Source organism: Paucibacter sp. JuS9 (genome assembly GCF_044043925.2).
Lineage (GTDB): Bacteria > Pseudomonadota > Gammaproteobacteria > Burkholderiales > Burkholderiaceae_C > JAUASW01.
Genome location: NZ_CP194172.1, coordinates 1,695,855 through 1,714,287 on the forward strand (window position 1 = coordinate 1,695,855; position 18,433 = coordinate 1,714,287).

Genomic DNA, 18,433 nt, shown 5'->3' on the forward strand with positions numbered 1-18,433 from the left:
CACCCTCGAACCGCTCAGGCCTTGTCGGAAGGCAACCAGGAGCCCAGTCGGCCCTGGGGCCTCGCACGCAGGCGCAGGTCGGCGCCCATTGGCACGTGGTCCAGCCAATCGAGCTGCACCGCCTGGTCAAGGCTTGCCAGCGGGCCAAACGTGGCGATCTCGCGGCCCAGGCCCAGCAGCTTGGGCGCCAGGTAGAGCAGCAGTTCGTCGACCAGGCCCTCGCGAATGAAGGAACCGTTGAGCTTGTGGCCGGCCTCGACGTGCAGTTCATTGATGCCGCGCCGGCCCAGGTCGTCCAGTACCGCAGCCAGGTCCACCTTGCCGTCCGGGTTGGGCAGCAGGGCGATCTCCGCACCCTTCTGGCGCAGTGCGGCGGCCTTGGTCTCGTCGGCTTGGGCCGCATAGATGAGAACCTGGCCGGGTGGCTGCAAGAGCTTGGCGCCAGGTGGCGTTTGAAGGCGCGAATCGATCACGACGCGCAGCGGCTGCATCGCCGTATCGACCAGGCGCACATCAAGGCGCGGATCATCGTCCAGCAAGGTGCCGATGCCGGTCAACACTGCACCAGAGCGCTTGCGCCAGGCGTGGCCATCGCGGCGGGCTGCCTCGGCCGTGATCCATTGGCTGCTGCCATCGGGCAGGGCGGTGCGGCCGTCCAGCGAGGCGGCAGCCTTCATTCGCACATAGGGCCGGCCGCGCAGCATGCGGGAGAAAAAGCCGATATTCAGTTCCCGGGCCTGATCACCGAGACCACCAGAATCGAGGAGCTCGGCCTTGATGCCCGCGGCACGCAGGCGCGCCAGGCCTTGGCCGCTGACGACAGGGTTGGGGTCCACACAGGCCGCCACGACGCGCGCGATGCCCGCGGCGATCAAGGCTTCGCAGCAGGGGGGCGTCCGGCCATGGTGGGAGCAGGGCTCCAGCGTCACGTAAGCGGTGGCGCCCTGTACCTGCTCGCCGTGTTCAGCCGCATCACGCAAGGCCATGACCTCGGCGTGAGCCTGGCCGGCGGCTTGCGTGTGGCCCCGGCCCAGCAGCCTGCCGTTGGCATCTACGATCACGCAGCCGACGCGGGGGTTGGGGTCGGACAGGCCGACGGCGAAATGCGCCAGATCAAGCGCCTGGCGCATCGCGCTCAAGTCATCTGTAAAGGGCTCGGTGGCCAGGGGCCGGGCAGGCAGTGCAGGCATGGCAGCAGTCTAGCCGCCTGTCTCATCACGGCAGGGGCTGATGCAGAACGGTGGCCGTGTTGGTGAACACACCGGTGCTGGGCGATGCCGCGTGGCCGGCCGGGCAACTGTCGATTGCACGAATCACCAGGAAGTTCTGCCGGGTCAGGGCACCGCCCACCTTGGTGTAGCTGGCAGGATGCTCGCCATTGGAGATGCTGCCATTGCCGTCGTAGTCGGCTGAATAGCGGCAGACCTTGTAGGAGGACAACGAGATGCCGCTCAGCTCCAGGCGCCCGCCCCAGGTGTTGAGCGGCCGACTCGTGGCGTCGCCTGTGCCGCTGCGGGGGTAGACGACGCAGTAGTAGCTACCCACGGTAGCGGTGGGCAAGCGGCTGAAGCATTGGTAGGTGGGGGTGAGCAGGTACTCGGCCGCAACGTCAACCGTCAGGTCCAGGCCAAAGCTCAGGGCGCCGCTGCTCGGCAGGTCAGGGTCGGGTGGCGAGGCCAATGAGTAACGGACATAGCCGCTCAAGAGATAGCCCTTGGCAAGGCCGCAGGCGCTGATGTCGATGTCGGCCACCGGCGTCGCGGCCAACAGGCCCGTGCAGATGTTCGTGATCTCGCCGGTGATGTTGTTGAACACCCAGGCCACGGTACCGCTGGGGTCGGGCTTGAATACGCTCTTGCCTGTGCCCGTGTCCGTCGCAATGACCGGAATGGCAGGGTTGCGGCCTTGCGGGCGTCGGCTGGAAATGCCGTCCGGCGGCGGAATCATCAGGGAGCCGCTGAGACCCGGATCTACCTTGGCGATGAAGGTCGCCAGGCGCACCACCTGCGATTCACCGGCGCGATCCAGCCACTCCAGGGAGAGATCGACCGCGCTCATCGGCGGGTTGTCGATGGCGAGCACCCGGCGGGTCAGGGCAAAGGTGGCATTGCTGTCGGTGCGGCCGGCGCTGTTGACAGATGCGGCCGCGAGCGCATCAAAGGCAGTCACACCGACGGGCGCACTGGCCGTCTCCAGGGCAGCAAAAGCCCGCGATCCTTCCATATTGACTTGTGCCAGCTTGGTGGCTTCGCTGCGCTGCTTGGCCACGTCTGCACTGCGGCGCAGGTTGGCCTGCAGGCCGACCAGGGCCAGCATGCCGAAGGACATGATCAGCAAGGCGACCATGGCTTCGACCAGGGTCACGCCGCGGGCACGAAGCCGGGCTTGGCGGGAGACGTGACGGCGGCTCATCGCGCCTGATCCCATGCACTGCCGGGCACGCGCACGAAGCTGCCCCGCTGGTTGTTCAAGATCTGCATCAAGGTCGCGTCATAGACCATATTGATCGCGCCCGTGCCGCTCGCCAGAACATTGCCCTCGACCACCACGGCGCCGGTCACTGTCGCTGGCAAGGCGCTGCCGTTGCTCCAGCTCAGGTTGCCGCGGACATAGAGCAGGCCATAGATCTGAATGGGTTCGCTGATGGTCAGGTCGCCGTTGACGATGATGACCACCGGATTGGTCGGGCCACCCAGGTTCACGTTGGCGGCAAACGTGGCCGGAGCGTCCAGCCAGAACATCTGTCCGCCAGCAGCCAACTTGTCTACCAGTGGCACCGTGCAGTCGCCGCCACAGCTGGCGGCAACGTCAATCTTGCGCATCTTGGGCTGGCCACGGTAGTAATCACTGTTCATGCCGAAAAAGCTGGCAAAGAACAGTTCGGCCGCCTGGCTGCGAATCGTGGTGTCGTCGGCAATGACATGGTCGCTGGCCAGGCTGCCGGGCAGTCCTTCGGCGTGGGCCAGGTCTGCAATTGCCAGCGCATGGCCGGTTTGGGCGAGCAGGCCGGAACCGGACGGCGCCGTGTTGAACAGGCCCAGCGCGGCCGGACTTCCAGGCGACACCGTGCCCCTGGCCACCAGCGGGCTGACGGGAGGCATCTTCAGCGCGCTGACCAAGGCGATATCGACGGCGCGGTCAACCCTGCTCAGCGAGTTGGCTGCAGCAATGAAGTTGTTTCCGCATTCATTGAGGTTGAGGCCGGTGCAGCCGGACACTGTCAGCCGTGCAGTGCCGGGTCGACCGCCGACCTTGAAGCCGACGCTGAACGTCGGCTGCAAGCCGACGCCCGCCACCGCCGCGGGAATCACAAACGTGCTGGCACTTGTGGGGTGGGGCGTCGGGCATTGGCATGCCCAGCTGTTGGCACCATTGTTGAAGCAGGCGAGCATTGCCGATTCGCTGGTCGAAGCCTTGGTGACCACGCGGGTGCTCTGGTTGATGCGCAGGTAGCGGTCGCGCAAACTGGTGCCTGCGCTGCTGTTCTGGCAAGCGGCATCGACATTGTCTCCGTTGACCATGGCCAGCGCCCATTCGACACCCGCCTCTGCCGCTTCATAGGCTACTCCTGTGCGGTAGTAGTTGCTGGCGATGCGTTGCTCATAGACCATGTTCCGGCTGGCGAATGCCGCCAGCATGGCCACGATCAGGAACAGGGACATCACGACCACGAGGGTGGCCGCGCCAGCTTGCCGCTGCCGCAGTGAAGTGTGCATGCGATGCGTCATGCGCAGCTCCCGACGATGCGGTCATTGCGCAGGCGGGTGCTGACCTCCACATTGCGAACGACAACGGGCTTGCTTACCGATTCGCCGGTGATCGAAACCACGATCCGACGCACTTCCTGCACCGGGCAGGTGCCTGCCACGCAGGGCACGTTGCAGAAGCTGTCCAAGGGCACGCTCTGCACCAGAAGCTTCACCTTGAAGTCGGTGATCTTCAGCGAGTTGGGGTCAGTCAGGGGCTGCGCTGCGACATCAGCGTCAGCGGTCAGGCGGTAATAAAGCGTAGTGCCGGACAAGAAGAAACTGCGCTCCTCGGCGGCGCTGACGATGTTGTCTTCTGCTGGCGAAACGCCCCGACCTGCTGCAGTGACCTGATAGGTGATGGTCGTGCTGTCGCCAGCGGCCGCCGGGGTCAGGTTGGAATAGGGGTTGCTGGCCGGCGCTGCCGCGCCTGGAGCCCATACGCTGTTGTTCGCTTGTTCCCAGGTGCCAGCGCGACGGAGCTCCGTCAGGACCAGGTCGCCCGCGGCTCGCAGGTCCTGCTGGACTTGGGTTTCCATCATCAGCCGACGATGCTCGGTGATCTGAGCCGTCACCAGCAGGGTGGCACCGGCCACGACGATCAGGCCCACGGTAATGCCAACCATGGCCTCGACGAGGCTCAGGCCGCGCTGACGACGGCGCGGGTTCAGTGGGGGCATCAGCATCGCACGTACCCCGAGATCGAACCGTCAGGACTGCAGCTCGAGATGCGGCCCACCGCGTTCAGACTGACCCTGATCTGGCCGACGCGGTTGCTGACAGTGATGGAGGGGTTGGCCGGCGTGACGGTCATGCTCGGCGAGACGAATGTGACCACAGCATTGGTATAGGAGAGGGTCACCCCCGTGGAACTGGGGACCGCGACCGTCTTGATCTCGGTGCCGCTCGCGTCCGGATCAGAACAGGCATTGCCTGCGCCCAGGGCGCAATTGCAAGCGCCACCGCCACCCCAGTAGACGAGGCTGTAGCAGCTGCCGCCGCCACCAAAGAATACAAGCACGCTGCTGGGTCGCGAGCCTGCTTCGGATCTTGCATAGGCCAGCGAAGTTGCCAGTTCTGCGGCGACCATCTCGACACGGCGCTTGGCCATCATGTCGGCAAGCGACGGCGCCGCTACGGCCAGGATGACGCCCAGAATGCCGACCACGATCAGCATTTCGACCAAGGTGACACCACGGGATAGGAGCGACAGCTTCTTCATTTGGCCCAGCATTTGTCGTTGGTGGTGCTCAAGTCGGACTTGTAGCCGGCATAGGTCGTATTGCCGGAGAGCATCTTCAGCTCGAATTTGCGGCAGTCCGTGTCCCGGTCTTGCGGGCTCGAGCTGTTCGCCAAAGCCGTGAGGGTGTAACCCGTCTCACCAGAGGCAGCGATGGCGATCGTGTAGTGGCCTTGCGGCGAGGTCGAGGAGCCAACGCCCAAGGTGGACATGCTCGCCGCGTAGCTGGGCTGATTGGCCCGGTACCGTTCCTGGGCAAGCTGCAAGCTGTTCAAGGCACTGGTGGCGTCGGCCCGGCGGCTGCGAAACATGTATTGCTGGTAGGACGGCAGGGCAATGGCCGCCAGGATGCCGATCACGACCAGGGTGATCAGCAATTCGATCAGCGTGAACCCACGAAGGCCTAGCAAGCGGCCGGCACTTTGGGAACCGTCGATGGGCACGAATGGCATCGTCATGCGCAATTATTGGCACTTCCTTGCTGGTCTTAAGCCCGGAAATACCACTCATCGGCACCCAGACACCGCTTGTCAGTCAGCCCCTCGAACATGGGAGCAAGCCTCATGGACAGGTTCGGGAGCGGTTCAGGAACAGGCGTTCAGCCGCCTGAAACTGCCGTCGGGAGTACAGCTGCGCACCCGACCGGCGAGGCTGACCACGTGGCGGATCGTCGCTTTCCGGTCGGTGGCCGCGATGTCGATGCTGCCAGTCGGGCTGACCGTGCCGCGGTAGCCTGAAAAGGCCATGCTGGGAACATTGGCCTTGACGCTGGCGCGAAGCTCCAGCGGTATCCAATGAAGCTTGAGCGACTGAGCCTCGGCGCTGCACACGGCAAGCCCGTCGCTGTTGCAGGCACATGCGCCGCTGGCACCGGTGTGAAGCAGATAGCAGGTGCCAGTGGCGTGCACATTGAATCGCACATGGACCGCCTCGCCGAGCCGGATCGACTCGCCACGGGCCAGCATCACGTCCGTCCTGACGGTTTCGGCCAGGCCCTGGATGCGCTGTCGCAGCCTGAGTTCCTGCATGGCAGGCAGGGCCTTGCCGAGCAGGATGCCGAGAATCGCGCAATACATCAGGCATTCGACCAGGCCAAGGCCTTGCATCCCTTTCGGTGCAAGCTTGCTCATGACGCTCCTCCCTCAGGCTCATCGCTCTTTGTGCAAGCAATGTAGAAAAGCCGGCTCGTGCCGGCTTCATTCCTGGAGAGGAGGGTGTCCCCAGCTGGGGGGAGGCGAAGCTCAGATGTCCCGGATCAGCTGCCGGAATTCGTCCACATCCTCGAAGCTGCGATAGACCGAGGCGAAGCGCACATAGGCCACCTTGTCGATGCGCTTGAGTTCGCGCATCACCAGCTCGCCGAGCTTGGTGGAAGGCATTTCGCGCGCGCCGCTGGCGAGCAGCTTCTCTTCGATGCGGGCCAGCGCAGCATCGATCTGCTCGATGCTCACCGGCCGCTTGCGCAAGGCCAGCTGCATCGAAGCCCGCAGCTTGGCTGGTTCGAAGTCCGCCCGGGTGCCGTCCTTCTTGACCACGGCGGGCAGGGCGATTTCCGCCCGCTCATAGGTGGTGAAGCGCTTGTCGCAGCTCAGGCAACGGCGGCGACGCCGAATGACGTCGCCTTCGTCCGATTCCCGGGTCTCGGCGACCTGAGTTTCGGTGTGGCTGCAAAAAGGACAGCGCATCGGGCCTCTTGAGAATCAGCGGTAGACCGGAAAGTCGCGCGTCAGCGCGGCCACGTTGGCGCGCACTGCCTCGAGCACGGCCTCGTCGTTCGGCTTGTCCAGCACGTCGGCGATCAGGTGGGCCGTGGCGCGCACCTGCTCTTCCTTGAAACCGCGCGTGGTCATGGCCGGCGTACCCAGGCGGATGCCGCTGGTGACCATGGGTTTTTGCGGATCGTTCGGAATACCGTTCTTGTTGCAGGTCATGTGGGCCTTGCCCAGCAGCGCTTCGGCTTCCTTGCCGGTCAGGCCCTTGGGTCGCAGGTCCACCAGCATCACATGGCTCTCGGTACCGCCGGAGACGATGCGCAGGCCCCGCTCGATCAGCGTGTCGGCCAGCACCTTGGCGTTCTTGACCACCTGCTGCTGGTAGGCCTTGAACTCAGGCGTCAGCGCTTCCTTGAAGGCCACGGCCTTGCCGGCGATGACGTGCATCAACGGTCCGCCCTGGATGCCGGGAAAAATGGCGCTGTTGATCTTCTTGGCAATCGCCTCGTCGTTCATCAGGATGATGCCGCCGCGCGGGCCGCGCAGACTCTTGTGCGTGGTCGAGGTGACCACGTCGGCATAGGGCATCGGGTTAGGGTAGACGCCAGCAGCAATCAGGCCGGCGTAGTGGGCCATGTCCACCATGAAGTAGGCGCCGATTTCCTTGGCGATCTTGCCGAAGCGCTCGAAATCGATGCGCAGGCTGTAGGCCGAAGCGCCAGCGATGATCAGCTTTGGCTTCTTCTCGCGGGCCAGGGCTTCCATCGCGTCGTAGTCGATCTCTTCCTTCTCGTTGAGACCGTAACTGACCACGTTGAACCACTTGCCGCTCATGTTCAGTGCCATGCCGTGGGTCAGGTGACCGCCTTCGGCCAGGCTCATGCCCATGATGGTGTCGCCCGGCTGCAGCAACGCGAAGAACACGCCCTGGTTGGCTTGCGAGCCCGAGTTGGCCTGCACATTGGCGAAGTTGGCACCGTAGAGCTGCTTCAGGCGGTCAATGGCGAGTTGCTCGACCACGTCCACGTACTCGCAGCCACCGTAGTAGCGCTTGCCGGGATAGCCCTCGGCGTACTTGTTGGTCAGCTGGCTGCCCTGCGCCTGCATCACGGCCGGCGAGGTGTAGTTTTCCGAGGCGATCAGCTCGATGTGATCTTCCTGGCGCTGGTTTTCCTGCTGGATGGCTGCCCACAAATCAGGGTCGACATTGGCGAGAGTGGATTGGCTGCGATCAAACATGGTGGCTGATGGGTTTGTTCAAGAGGTGGCGCCACGCACGGCTCCACGCATGCGCGGAAACGCGGGGCTGCCCAGGCGAACGGCTGATACGGACGGGCTTTGCAACAGCCTCGGCCGCTCGCGCTCCACGGTGTATCCACCTCGGGCCGAGAGCTCGGCCCTGATCGCCAGTCGCGCGAAGCCGCAGTGTAGCGCCTGCCATCGCGGCAGGCGCTCGTTCGAGTCATCGCAAAAGAGCGACTTGCTCTTCGACAGGCTTGGGGGCTGCCGGCTTCGGGGCAGGCTTGCCGTTGGCGATGGCCTTCATCTGCTCATGCTCGGCCAAGACGCGGGTCGCGTAGCCGGAGTCGTCCGGCAGGTTGGCCGCGCCGACATAGTGGCGCAAGCCTTCTTCCACACTGCCGGCGCGCTGGATGCAATCACGCAGCACCTGCACGCCGACGCGCAGGTTCGTGATCGGGTCAAAGGCCGCCAGATTGCCGCCGAAGGCCTCGTACTTGTCGTCGTGAACGCGGGTCAGCACCTGCATCAGGCCCTGGGCGCCTACGCTGCTCTGGGCAAACGGATTGAAACCGGATTCGACGGCCATCACGGCCAGGATCAAGGTCGGCTCGACATGGGCGCGCTGGCCGATCGACCAAGCTTCCTGCACGAGGCGGCTGATGGGCTCCGGTGCGACCTTGTACTTGCGAGCCAGCCACAGTGCGACCGCAGCTTGCTGACGCGGCAGGTCCTTCGGGTCGGCAGCCGTGGCGCGATTCACAGCCTCGGGTTCACTCAAATGAACCAGCAGGCGGCCTTCAGCTTCCGCACGCGCTTCACTGCGGGCATTGAGCCAGCCCAGCGCCACGGTCTCGAACTTGTGGCGCAAGTCGGCTTGCGAGAGAACCATCAGGAGGATGGTCACCACAGCCAGGCCAACCAGGGCCAGCGTGTTGTGGCTCACGACCAGGAGGCCCTGGCCGATGTCCTTGAAAAACAGGGACAAGGCTGCGTTGGCCTTGTCGCTCAGGGATTGCAGATCACGACGCGCTGTCATGTGACTCCTTTCTTCTCCGCACCTTGGCCGTCGCCCGCCTTGAGAGGTCGGTGACTGCATCGGGTGACAGTGATAATGGGCCGCGCTTGTCTGGGCCAGAGGCGCAAGCAGTGAAGCTCGAGCCCAGCCAGGACGGCGTCCATCGGCAGCGGCATGCTCCATCCCTCCCGAAAAGTTGGAGCACGGGTTAACCCTGCACTTGGCAAGGCGTGCGAATTTTACGGTCCAAAAATAACCGGTCAAGGTCATAAGGCCTTTTCTAAATTACGGATAGTTATGAAATACAAGGACCTGCGGGACTTCATCGGGGCTCTGGAACGCATGGGCGAGCTGCGCCGGATTGCCCAACCCGTGTCTCCGGTCCTGGAGATGACGGCCTTGAGCGACCGGGTGCTGCGTGCTGAAGGCCCGGCCTTGCTGTTCGAACAGCCAGCCGGCTTCAAGACGCCCGCACTTACAAATCTGTTCGGCACGACCCGCCGGGTGGCCCTGGGCATGGGGGCGGAGAACCTGCAGGAACTGCGGGAGGTCGGCCAGGTTCTGGCCAGCCTGAAGGAGCCGGAGCCGCCCAAGGGTTTGAAGGACGCAGGCCGGCTGTTCCAGATGGCCAAGTCGCTGTGGGACATGAAACCCAGTGTCGTGCGCAAGGCCTCCTGCCAGCAAGAATGCTTCGAAGGCCCCGAAGTCGACCTGAAACGCCTGCCTGTCCAGACTTGCTGGCCGGGCGACGAGGCGCCCTTGATCACCTGGGGCCTGGTGGTGACCCGCGGCCCGCAGTCGGTACCGCAGCCGCGCTTGCGCCAGAACCTGGGCATCTATCGCCAGCAGATCATTGCCAGCAACCAGGTGATCATGCGCTGGCTTGCCCACCGGGGCGGCGCGCTGGACTTCCGCTCATTCGCCCAGGCCAACCCGGGCCAGCCTTTCCCGATAGCGGTGGCGCTTGGCGCGGATCCGGCCACCATCCTCGGCGCGGTGACACCGGTGCCGGACAGCCTGTCCGAATATCAGTTCGCCGGCCTTTTGCGGGGCTCGCGCACCGAACTGGTTGACACGAACGTCGGCGAGGCAGGCCGCATGTTGCAGGTGCCGGCCAGCGCCGAGATCGTGCTGGAAGGGCATATCCCGACGGCCGAGCGCGGCTTCAACGGCCACAGCGAAGACGGCGTGCCCGTGAAGGAAGTGGGTGGCTATCTCCACGCGCTCGAAGGTCCATACGGCGATCACACCGGCTACTACAACGAACAGGACTGGTTCCCGGTGTTCGAAGTCCGCCGCCTGACGCAGCGCGAGAACCCGATCTATCACTCGACCTATACCGGCAAGCCGCCCGACGAGCCAGCCATCCTCGGTGTCGCCTTGAACGAGGTCTTCGTGCCCATCCTGCAGAAGCAGTTCAGCGAGATCGTGGACTTCTATCTGCCACCCGAGGGTTGCAGCTACCGCATGGCGGTCATCTCGATCAAGAAGGCCTATCCGGGCCATGCCAAGCGCCTGATGTTCGGCCTGTGGAGCTTTCTGCGCCAGTTCATGTACACCAAGTTCATCGTGGTGGTGGACGAGGACATCAACATCCGCGACTGGAAGGAAGTGGTCTGGGCGATCACGACGCGCATGGACCCGGTGCGCGACACGACACTGGTCGAGAACACGCCGATCGACTACCTGGACTTCGCCTCGCCGGTCAGCGGACTCGGCGGCAAGATGGGCATGGACGCGACCAACAAGTGGCCGGGCGAGACGCCGCGCGAATGGGGTCGCACGATTGCGATGGAGCCGCAGGTGCAGCAGCGCGCCGACGCGTTGTTCGAACAACTTTTCGGCCGCTCTGGCAACTAGGGTTTGCAGCCGCGCCGCTTGCTTGAATTGGCCGTGGGCCTCACCTACTGTTGAATAGCCTGTTCGCAGGTTCAACCTCTGGCGCAATCTTTGCGCGCCAGGAGCCCTGGAGCAAATCGCTCTGGAGCCCCAATGACGGCGTGTCCGTCCGCCCCACCCCGACAGGGGTGGGGTTTGTCATTTCTGGGCCCCGTTCCTCAGCGCTGAGCGGCCTTTGGCTCAATGACCAGACAGCAAGCCCAGGAATTCGGTCCAGACGTAGCGGTTCTTGTGGAAGCCGGTTGAAGCAGGCAGAAAGTCGCCCCAGCTCCATGGGCCCTCGGCGCGGTAGTCGATGCCGGCCGGAATCAACTCCATGTCCACGGGCGCCACCGACTTGAAGGCGCGCAGCGCGCGAGGCACATGCATTGCATGCGTCACCAGCAGCACATGCTTCACGCCATCGGCCTTCAGCAGAGGCACGCTCAGCCGGGCGTTTTCACGGGTGTCTCTCGAGCCACTTTCAACCCAGCGCAGCGGCAGGCCAAACTGGTCACTCGCGATTCTTTGCGCCAGCACACCTTCGGGCATGCGGCCCGGCGCGCCGAGGCTGGAAATCCCGCCACTGAAGCCCAGCGGTGCCTGCAGGCGCCGGGCCAACCACACGCCGTAGCGCAGGCGCTCGTGGGAGAGCGGGCTCAAATCCGGCGCGAACTCGTACTCGGGTACGCGCGCCGTGCTGCCGCCGCCCAGAACGAAAACCGCGGTCCCGGACCGCTGGGCCAATGCCACCATCTGCGCTGAACTCAGCGCTGGCGGCGGATTGAGCAGCAAGCTCTGAAGCTGGATCGCAAACCAATCGGTGCAGCTCAACCAGCAATAGAGCAGACCGGCCACCAGAACTCCGCGGCCCAGCTTCCTCTGTCTCAGCCAGAGGCCGCCAAGGGCGATCAGCAGCAAGCCCGGCGTGGGCGGAAGCAGCAGCGCCAGGAGCAAGGGCTTCAGCAGGTAGAGCACATGGTCGGGTGTCAGCATGGGCGCTATCGTAGGGGTCCCACAATATCCGTCCGAGCTCTCGTTCCCCTATCGATGCGTCTTCCCACCTTTCGTCGCCATTGGCTGCTACTGCCCGCTCTGTTCCTGGTCCTGCCTTTGCTCACGGCCTGGCTGCTGCTGCCGCGCTGGATCGAGGGCCGTGGCATGGCCCTTGCCAGCGAGGCCTTGGGACGTCCGGTCTCGGTGATGTCGGCCAGCTTCCAGCCGTGGCGGCTGGGCCTCACGCTGGATCAGTTCCGCATCGGCCCTGCGCAGGCCGGGGGTGAAGAGCTCCTGCAGATCCAGCGCCTCGATGCGAGCTTGTCTTGGCGCTCCCTTCTCCACCTGAGCCCCGTCCTTGCCTCACTGACGATCGAGCAGCCCATGCTGCGCCTGTCGCGGCTGGATGACGAGCGCACCAGCATCGATGACCTGGTCCTGCGCTTCACCGCCAAGCCCGGTCAGGCCGCCAGCAAGGAGCCTGATTTCGCGCTCTACAACATCCGCCTGCTTGGTGGCCAGGTGCTGTTCGACGACAAGGCCGTCGGCCGCCAGCACAAGGTGGAACAACTGGACCTGGAGCTGCCTTTCATTTCCAGCCTCGACACCCACGAGCAGGTGCAAGTTCGGCCGCGTCTGCAGGGCAGGTTCAACGGCGTGAGCTTTGGCAGCGAGGCTTCTCTGCGGCCTTTTGACGCCAGCCACGACGACACGCTGGACTTCAAGCTGGCCGAGACCGATCTCCAGCCTTACCTGGTCTACCTGCCCAAGGACCTGCCCTTGCAATTGGAGCGTGGCAAGCTCGGCATCGAGCTGAAGCTGAGCTTTGCCAGGCCAGACAAGAAGAAGCCGAAGCTGATGCTCAGCGGCAAGCTGACAGCAAAGGACTGGGCCTTGAGACAGGGCGGCAAGGACATTGTTGCCTGGCAAGGCCTGCAAGTGACGATGGCCGACAGTCAGCCCCTGCAGCGCAAGCTGCGCTTTGCCGCCATCACCTTCGACGGCCTGGCCTTGCAGCTTGGGCGAGATGCCCAAGGCCGCCTGCAATTGCCCGTCAGCAAGCAGGAGAAAGCCGCGTCGGCGCCAAGCCCAGCATGGCAATTCGCCATTGAGCAGCTGGGCCTGCGCCGATCGAAGCTGGCATGGTCTGATGCGGCGCCAGTGGCCCAGCTGAAGCTGGACGACATCGAATTCAAAGCGAACGGCATGCAATGGCCGCTGGCTGAACAGGCCGCCAGCTACGAGTTGTCGACCCGCCTGAAAGACGCCCGGCTGGTGCTCAAAGGGCAAGTCTCCATACTGGCCTTGCGGGCTGAAGCGGAGCTGCGGTCGCTGGCACTGGAGAGCTTCACGCCCTATCTCGCTTCACTCAGCCCTTTGGCCGTGCGGGGCAATTTGTCCAGCCGCGCGGAGCTTCATTGGGACAAACCGATGGAGCCGAGCAGCCTGCCAATGCTGCGCTTGAGTGAGCTGACACTGGAAAAACTCCAAGCCGGCACCGAGTTGAGCCTGGCGCGCATCACGCTGGACCAGGCCGAGCTGTCGCTCGCCAAGCACCAGGTCCAGTTGGGGCAAATGCGCCTGCAGCAAGCCAGGCTGGCGGTGAGCCGAGCCGGTGAGGGCGGCTGGAACTTCGAGCAATGGCTTGCCAAGGCAAGCGAAGAAAAGAGTGCGGAAGCGGGCAAGCCTTGGCAGGTTCAGCTGGCAGGCTTGTCGCTGGATCAAGGCCACGTGGAGCTGCAGGACGCCAGCACGCCGCGCCCAGTGCACCTGGTGGCCAGCGAGATTTCCGCCAAGTTGTCGGATGTGGCCTGGGGCAAGCCCGGCACGAGCGCGATGCGGCTCAGCATGAAGCTGGGCGCGGTGCGCGACGGCCGCGCCAAGGTGGATGAAAACGGCAAGCTGCGCTGGACCGGCCGTCTGAGCCTGCCCGAGCCCCAGCTCTCAGGGCGATTGGTCGTCGAGCATCTGCCGCTTGGCGGTATCAGCCCTTACATCGAGCAGCAGCTCGGCGTGCGGCTGCAGCGGGCCGATGCGAACTGGCAGGGCGAGGTGGCAATCGCCGGCCCGAACTTGAAGCTCGCTGGTGACTTGCAAGTCGCCGACTTGCTCCTGCGCATGGCGCGAGGCGAAAGCCGCGAGGAGCTCTTAAGCTGGAAAGGTTTGAGCCTCCGCGGCTTCACGTTCGCAATGGCACCGAGAGAAGCGAGCCGGCTGGCCGTGGCTGAGACAAAGCTTGACGAATTCTTCGCCCGCCTAGATATCGCACCGGACGGCCAGTTCAATCTGCGCGGCCTGACGCTGCCGGCGCCAGCGGCTTCCGCTTCGCCTGCCGAGCCGCCGGCCAAGCCGGTTCAGTACCAACTGGGCCCAACCTACCTGGCAGGTGGTCGTGTCGATTTCAGTGACCGCTTCGTGCGTCCCAACTACAACGCCCGCCTGAGCGAGCTGAACGGCAGCATCGGCGCGCTTTCCAGCGACATGGCCGATATGGCCACCGTCGAGCTGCACGGCAAGGTGGCGGGTACCGGCAAGCTGGAGATCGGCGGCAAGCTCAAGCCCAGCCCCTTGGCACTGGACATCCAGGCGCGTGCCAGCGAGATCGAGCTGGCGCCGCTGTCGCCCTACGCGGGCAAATACGCCGGCTATGCCATCGAGCGGGGCAAGCTCTCGACCCGGCTTGCCTACAAGATCGACCCGGGCGGGAAACTGCAGGCTGAAAACCAGGTGATCCTGAACCAGCTGCAGTTCGGCGAGCGGGTGGACAGCCCCGACGCTACCTCGCTGCCGGTCAAGTTCGCGCTGTCGCTGCTGGAAGATCGAGATGGCGTCATCGACATCAACCTGCCGATCTCGGGGTCGATCGACGACCCGGAGTTCAGCGTCGGCGGCCTGGTTTGGCGGCTTTTCCTCAACCTCATCGGCAAGGCGCTGACCTCGCCCTTCAGCCTGTTGGCCGGTGGTGGCCATGAGGACAGCAGCAGCCTGGCGATGGCGCCCGGTGCCAACGAGCTGGGCAGCGAGGGCATGGCCAGACTCGACAAGTTGGCCCAGGCGCTTATTGATCGACCCCGTCTGCGCTTGAGCATCACCGGTTCGGCTTCGCTGGAAGCCGAACGTGCCGCCTTGCTCGATCAGCGTCTGCAGCAGGCCCTGAATGCCGAGCGCCAGCGCGAGCTGCGTCGCGATGCGAAGACCCAGCCCAGCCGCGAACAGGTGCTGCGCAGGCTCTACCAGCGCACCGACCTGAAGACGCGGCCGCGCACCGTGATCGGCCTCCTGAAGGACGTGCCGCCGGCTGAGATGGAGAGGCTTTTGATGTCGTCCTACGCGGTGGATGCTGAAGCGGCCCGCCAGCTGGCATTGGCGCGAGCCGTACTCGTTCGAGACGCCCTGATCGCTCGCGGCGTGCCCAATGAACGCCTGTTCCTGGCAGCCCCCAAGACCAGCGGCCCACAGGTGGAACTGAGTCTCGACGCTCCATGAAGTCGGGCCCTGGGCTATGCTGCCCGCCCCAGCTGTCAATGGAAGGCCTGTCATGAACACGCTCGAACGCATCACCCTGGCCGGCGGCTGCTTCTGGTGCACCGAGGCCGTCTATGAACAGGTGCGCGGCGTGCAAGCGCTGGAGTCGGGCTATGCCATGGGGCATGTGAAAGATCCGAACTATGAGCAGGTCTGCTCGGGCAACACCGGCCATGCCGAAGTGCTGCGCATCGACTTCGACCCGCAGCAGGTCAGCCTGCGCGAGCTGCTCGAGGTCTTTTTCGTGATCCACGACCCGACCACCTTGAACCGGCAGGGCGCCGACGTTGGCACGCAGTACCGCTCGGGCATCTATTTCCACATGCCGGAGCAGGAGGCGCAGTGCCGGGCGGTGCTCGATGAAGTGCAGCAGGCCAACACCGGCAAGGTGGTCACGGAATTGGCGCCGATTCGCGACTACTGGCCGGCCGAGCCCTATCACCAGCACTACTACGCCCGCCATCCAGACCAGGGCTATTGCGCCTTTGTCGTGGCAGGCAAGGTCGAGAAGTTCCGCAAGACCTTCGCACGGCTCATGCGGAACGACACTGAGTAAGACCGCCTGCCCCGGCATAATCGCACCGCCATGCAAGTCTCGCTCCACCGTCTGCGCCAACGCACCCGCCGCCTCGGCTGGCTGGTGCTATGGCTGGCCGCGACGGTGCTGGCCACCCAGGCCCTAGGCCAATGGCACGGCCTGGTTCACGGCCAGAAGCTGGAACTGAAAGAGCAGGCCCTGGGCCACGATGTCGGCAGCAAGGACTGCCAGCTGTTCGACCAGCTCAACCAGCAGCTCGGCTTCGACTGTGCGCCACCGGCCTGGCAGGGGATCGGCACCGCACATGCGGCGCCACAGGCCCTGCCTGCTGGCTTGACCGAGACCGCGCCAGCGGTCATCCGGGCCCGCGGCCCTCCCTCCCAGGCCTGAACTCCATCAGGCGCCTTGCGTCGGCCGTTCGGGTCGGTGTGGGGCTGAGGTGCATTCGCGCCCGGCTCGTTCGAGCCTGGGCGCCCGCTGAGTCTTCCATCCATGTTCAAGTCCCAAAACCCCAAGCTGTTTACGTTGAGCGCGCTGGCCCTGGCCTGCCTCCCCCATGTCGCCCAGGCCGACAACGCCCCCGCCGCAGCGCCCGCCGCCAGGGGCGCAGCCGCGAATTCCACCGAGAAGCTCGGCACCGTCGTCGTGACCGGCAATCCGCTGCGCAGCAGCGAAGCTCCGGGCCAATTGCGCAGCCTGGCCGGCGACGAGCTGACACTCCAACGTGGTACCTCGCTGGGCGACACGCTCGGCGGTCTGTCCGGCGTCAGCTCGACCTACTTCGGCCCCAACGCCAACCGGCCGACCATCCGCGGCCTCGACGGTGATCGCATCCGTCTGCTGAGCAACTCGGGCGCCTCGGTCGATGCCTCGACCCTCAGCTTCGACCATGCCGTGCCCATGGACCCGCTCGTGATCGAGCGGGTCGAGGTGCTGCGTGGCGCCTCTGCGTTGCTCTACGGTGGAAATGCCCTTGGCGGCGTGGTCAATACGCTGGACAACCGCATCCCGCGCCAGCGTCAGACCTCGCTCAGCGGTGTCTCCGAATTCCGTCTGGGTGGCGCCAATGGCGAGCGCAGCGCCGCTGCGGTGCTGGACGGCGGCTGGGGTGACTGGGCCTGGCATGCCGACCTGGCCGGCCGCCGCACCGATGACCTGCGCGTGCCGCGATTCACGGACCCTGAGGGCGCGACCGGCAGCCGCGTTCGCAACTCGGCCAGCGACAGCAAGGGCGGCGCGCTGGGTGGTTCGCGCCAGTTCAGCAATGGCTATGTGGGCCTCTCGCTGGACAGCCATCAAACCGACTACGGCGTGACCGTAGAACCCGACATCAGGATCAAGATGCAGCGCGAGCGCGTGGCCAATGCCGGTGAATTCCGCTGGAACGACGGGCCCTTGCGCCGCCTGCAATGGCAGGCCTCCACCAGCCGCTATGAGCACCGCGAGCTGGAGGGCGACGGCGCCGTGGGCACCATCTTCAACAGCCGGGGCAAGGACCTGCGCATCGAGGCCGAGCACGCGCCCATCGGGCTGCTGCGCGGCGTCGTGGGCACACAGATCGAGCGCAGCGACTTCTCGGCCCTCGGCGAGGAGGCGCTGGTGCCGACGACCCGGACGCGCAGCGCCGCAGTCTTTCTGCTTGAGCAGCTGCAGCTCGGCGACTGGCACCTGAGCGCCGGCGGCCGACGCGAGCAGGTCCGCGTCAATTCGGATGGTGACAGCGCCGATGCCGAGTCACCGCGTTTCGGCGCGCCGGACCAGCGCCGCTTCAAGCCCGGCAGCCTCTCGCTCAGCGCGAACTGGCACCTTTCTTCGCAGTGGGAACTTTCACTCAACCTGAACCGGAGCGAGCGAGCCCCGACCTTCGCTGAGCTCTACGCCAATGGCGCGCATGTGGCCAGTGGCGCCTTTGAGATTGGTGATAACCAACTGGGCCTGGAGAAGGCGCGCGGCTCGGAGCTGAGCCTCGACTGGGAGCAGGGCGGTGCTGGCGTGCGCTTGAGCCTCTATCGGACCCGGTTCTCGAACTACATCACCCTGCAAGCCACCGGCGAGCAAGAGGAGGAGCAACCGGTTTACGCGTACCGTGGCGTACGCGCCCAGATGCAGGGCTTCGAGGTCGAAGCCCACCAGGAGTGGAAGCTGGCTGCCGGCAGCTTGCGTCTGAACGCTTCACTTGACAGCGTGCGCGGCATCGAACTGGCCACCGGCGAGGCCTTGCCGCGCCTGGCGCCGATGAAGGCCGTGCTGTCGGCCGAATGGCGCCAGGGGCCCTGGTCCAGCCGCGTTGAATGGCGCGGCGTGGCTCGCCAGGACCGCGTGCCGGCGCTGGACCAGGCAACGCCGGGCTATGGCATGGTGCGTCTGGCACTGGCGCGGCAGTTCCGCATCGGCGAGAGCGATGCGCTCTGGTATCTGCGCCTTGACAACATCAGCAACCAGCTGGCCTACAGCGCCAGCAGCCCACTCACCATTCGTGGCTATGCGCCGCTGCCGGGCCGCGCGGCCCAGACCGGGGTGCAGATCCGCTTCTGAAAATGC

At 65.0% G+C, this 18,433-nt stretch carries 16 protein-coding genes and 1 riboswitch; of the genes, 5 read left to right on the forward strand and 11 right to left on the reverse strand.

Annotated elements, in window-relative coordinates:
• Window positions 1-14: 14 nt before the first annotated feature.
• The 10 genes from ribD to ABT392_RS07540 form a co-directional block, all read right to left on the reverse strand.
• Window positions 15-1,190, reverse strand: coding sequence for a bifunctional diaminohydroxyphosphoribosylaminopyrimidine deaminase/5-amino-6-(5-phosphoribosylamino)uracil reductase RibD (gene ribD / locus ABT392_RS07495; protein WP_395386156.1), 1,176 nt, complete (start codon window positions 1,188-1,190; stop codon window positions 15-17).
• Window positions 1,191-1,215: 25 nt separating this feature from the next.
• On the reverse strand, window positions 1,216-2,412 hold the full coding sequence (locus ABT392_RS07500) for a type IV pilus modification PilV family protein (protein WP_395386155.1): 1,197 nt from the start codon (window positions 2,410-2,412) through the stop codon (window positions 1,216-1,218).
• Window positions 2,409-3,728, reverse strand: a complete 1,320-nt coding sequence (locus ABT392_RS07505) for a pilus assembly PilX family protein (protein WP_395386154.1) — start codon at window positions 3,726-3,728, stop codon at window positions 2,409-2,411. Before ABT392_RS07505 ends, ABT392_RS07500 begins: the two co-directional genes overlap by 4 nt.
• The gene (locus ABT392_RS07510) at window positions 3,725-4,426 is read right to left on the reverse strand and encodes a PilW family protein (RefSeq protein ID WP_334276854.1); all 702 of its coding nucleotides are present in this window, start codon (window positions 4,424-4,426) and stop codon (window positions 3,725-3,727) included. Before ABT392_RS07510 ends, ABT392_RS07505 begins: the two co-directional genes overlap by 4 nt.
• The gene (locus ABT392_RS07515) at window positions 4,426-4,968 is read right to left on the reverse strand and encodes a GspH/FimT family pseudopilin (protein ID WP_334276853.1); all 543 of its coding nucleotides are present in this window, start codon (window positions 4,966-4,968) and stop codon (window positions 4,426-4,428) included. Before ABT392_RS07515 ends, ABT392_RS07510 begins: the two co-directional genes overlap by 1 nt.
• A complete protein-coding gene (locus ABT392_RS07520; protein ID WP_334276852.1) occupies window positions 4,965-5,444 on the reverse strand; it encodes a type IV pilin protein in 480 nt (159 codons plus the stop codon). The genes ABT392_RS07515 and ABT392_RS07520 overlap by 4 nt, the downstream gene beginning before the upstream one ends.
• 126 nt (window positions 5,445-5,570) lie before the next feature.
• The gene (locus ABT392_RS07525; protein ID WP_334276851.1) at window positions 5,571-6,116 is read right to left on the reverse strand and encodes a GspH/FimT family pseudopilin; all 546 of its coding nucleotides are present in this window, start codon (window positions 6,114-6,116) and stop codon (window positions 5,571-5,573) included.
• A gap of 111 nt (window positions 6,117-6,227) precedes the next feature.
• Window positions 6,228-6,671, reverse strand: a complete 444-nt coding sequence (gene nrdR / locus ABT392_RS07530) for a transcriptional regulator NrdR (protein WP_282822838.1) — start codon at window positions 6,669-6,671, stop codon at window positions 6,228-6,230.
• Between the two features lie 15 nt (window positions 6,672-6,686).
• Window positions 6,687-7,937, reverse strand: coding sequence for a serine hydroxymethyltransferase (gene glyA, locus ABT392_RS07535; protein ID WP_395386153.1), 1,251 nt, complete (start codon window positions 7,935-7,937; stop codon window positions 6,687-6,689).
• Window positions 7,938-7,999: 62 nt separating this feature from the next.
• Window positions 8,000-8,123, reverse strand: a riboswitch (ZMP/ZTP riboswitch).
• Window positions 8,124-8,160: 37 nt separating this feature from the next.
• Window positions 8,161-8,976, reverse strand: coding sequence for a lytic transglycosylase domain-containing protein (locus ABT392_RS07540; RefSeq protein WP_334276848.1), 816 nt, complete (start codon window positions 8,974-8,976; stop codon window positions 8,161-8,163).
• 276 nt (window positions 8,977-9,252) lie between these two features.
• On the opposite strand from ABT392_RS07540, the gene ubiD reads away from it, so the two are divergent.
• The gene (gene ubiD, locus ABT392_RS07545) at window positions 9,253-10,815 is read left to right on the forward strand and encodes a 4-hydroxy-3-polyprenylbenzoate decarboxylase (RefSeq protein ID WP_395386152.1); all 1,563 of its coding nucleotides are present in this window, start codon (window positions 9,253-9,255) and stop codon (window positions 10,813-10,815) included.
• A gap of 219 nt (window positions 10,816-11,034) precedes the next feature.
• Here the strand turns inward: ubiD and ABT392_RS07550 are convergent, their stop codons facing one another.
• Window positions 11,035-11,829, reverse strand: a complete 795-nt coding sequence (locus ABT392_RS07550; RefSeq protein ID WP_395386151.1) for a YdcF family protein — start codon at window positions 11,827-11,829, stop codon at window positions 11,035-11,037.
• A 54-nt stretch (window positions 11,830-11,883) separates the two neighbouring features.
• On the opposite strand from ABT392_RS07550, the gene ABT392_RS07555 reads away from it, so the two are divergent.
• The 4 genes from ABT392_RS07555 to ABT392_RS07570 all read left to right on the forward strand — a co-directional run bounded on the left by ABT392_RS07555 (window position 11,884) and on the right by ABT392_RS07570 (window position 18,427).
• On the forward strand, window positions 11,884-15,315 hold the full coding sequence (locus tag ABT392_RS07555) for a DUF748 domain-containing protein (RefSeq protein WP_395386150.1): 3,432 nt from the start codon (window positions 11,884-11,886) through the stop codon (window positions 15,313-15,315).
• 52 nt (window positions 15,316-15,367) lie between these two features.
• A complete protein-coding gene (gene msrA, locus ABT392_RS07560; protein ID WP_395386149.1) occupies window positions 15,368-15,910 on the forward strand; it encodes a peptide-methionine (S)-S-oxide reductase MsrA in 543 nt (180 codons plus the stop codon).
• Window positions 15,911-15,940: 30 nt separating this feature from the next.
• A complete protein-coding gene (locus ABT392_RS07565; RefSeq protein ID WP_334276843.1) occupies window positions 15,941-16,282 on the forward strand; it encodes a hypothetical protein in 342 nt (113 codons plus the stop codon).
• Between the two features lie 102 nt (window positions 16,283-16,384).
• Window positions 16,385-18,427, forward strand: a complete 2,043-nt coding sequence (locus ABT392_RS07570; protein ID WP_395386148.1) for a TonB-dependent receptor — start codon at window positions 16,385-16,387, stop codon at window positions 18,425-18,427.
• Window positions 18,428-18,433: the final 6 nt, after the last annotated feature.

Coding starts and splice junctions, on each gene's coding strand:
- msrA (WP_395386149.1), top strand. CDS start 15,368: ATGAACACGCTCGAACGCATCACCCTGGCCGGCGGCTGCTTCTGGTGC.
- ABT392_RS07565 (WP_334276843.1), top strand. CDS start 15,941: ATGCAAGTCTCGCTCCACCGTCTGCGCCAACGCACCCGCCGCCTCGGC.
- ABT392_RS07505 (WP_395386154.1), bottom strand. CDS start 3,728: ATGACGCATCGCATGCACACTTCACTGCGGCAGCGGCAAGCTGGCGCG.
- ABT392_RS07540 (WP_334276848.1), bottom strand. CDS start 8,976: ATGACAGCGCGTCGTGATCTGCAATCCCTGAGCGACAAGGCCAACGCA.
- ubiD (WP_395386152.1), top strand. CDS start 9,253: ATGAAATACAAGGACCTGCGGGACTTCATCGGGGCTCTGGAACGCATG.
- ABT392_RS07520 (WP_334276852.1), bottom strand. CDS start 5,444: ATGACGATGCCATTCGTGCCCATCGACGGTTCCCAAAGTGCCGGCCGC.
- nrdR (WP_282822838.1), bottom strand. CDS start 6,671: ATGCGCTGTCCTTTTTGCAGCCACACCGAAACTCAGGTCGCCGAGACC.
- glyA (WP_395386153.1), bottom strand. CDS start 7,937: ATGTTTGATCGCAGCCAATCCACTCTCGCCAATGTCGACCCTGATTTG.
- ABT392_RS07570 (WP_395386148.1), top strand. CDS start 16,385: ATGTTCAAGTCCCAAAACCCCAAGCTGTTTACGTTGAGCGCGCTGGCC.
- ribD (WP_395386156.1), bottom strand. CDS start 1,190: ATGCCTGCACTGCCTGCCCGGCCCCTGGCCACCGAGCCCTTTACAGAT.
- ABT392_RS07525 (WP_334276851.1), bottom strand. CDS start 6,116: ATGAGCAAGCTTGCACCGAAAGGGATGCAAGGCCTTGGCCTGGTCGAA.
- ABT392_RS07500 (WP_395386155.1), bottom strand. CDS start 2,412: ATGAGCCGCCGTCACGTCTCCCGCCAAGCCCGGCTTCGTGCCCGCGGC.
- ABT392_RS07550 (WP_395386151.1), bottom strand. CDS start 11,829: ATGCTGACACCCGACCATGTGCTCTACCTGCTGAAGCCCTTGCTCCTG.
- ABT392_RS07510 (WP_334276854.1), bottom strand. CDS start 4,426: ATGCCCCCACTGAACCCGCGCCGTCGTCAGCGCGGCCTGAGCCTCGTC.
- ABT392_RS07555 (WP_395386150.1), top strand. CDS start 11,884: ATGCGTCTTCCCACCTTTCGTCGCCATTGGCTGCTACTGCCCGCTCTG.
- ABT392_RS07515 (WP_334276853.1), bottom strand. CDS start 4,968: ATGAAGAAGCTGTCGCTCCTATCCCGTGGTGTCACCTTGGTCGAAATG.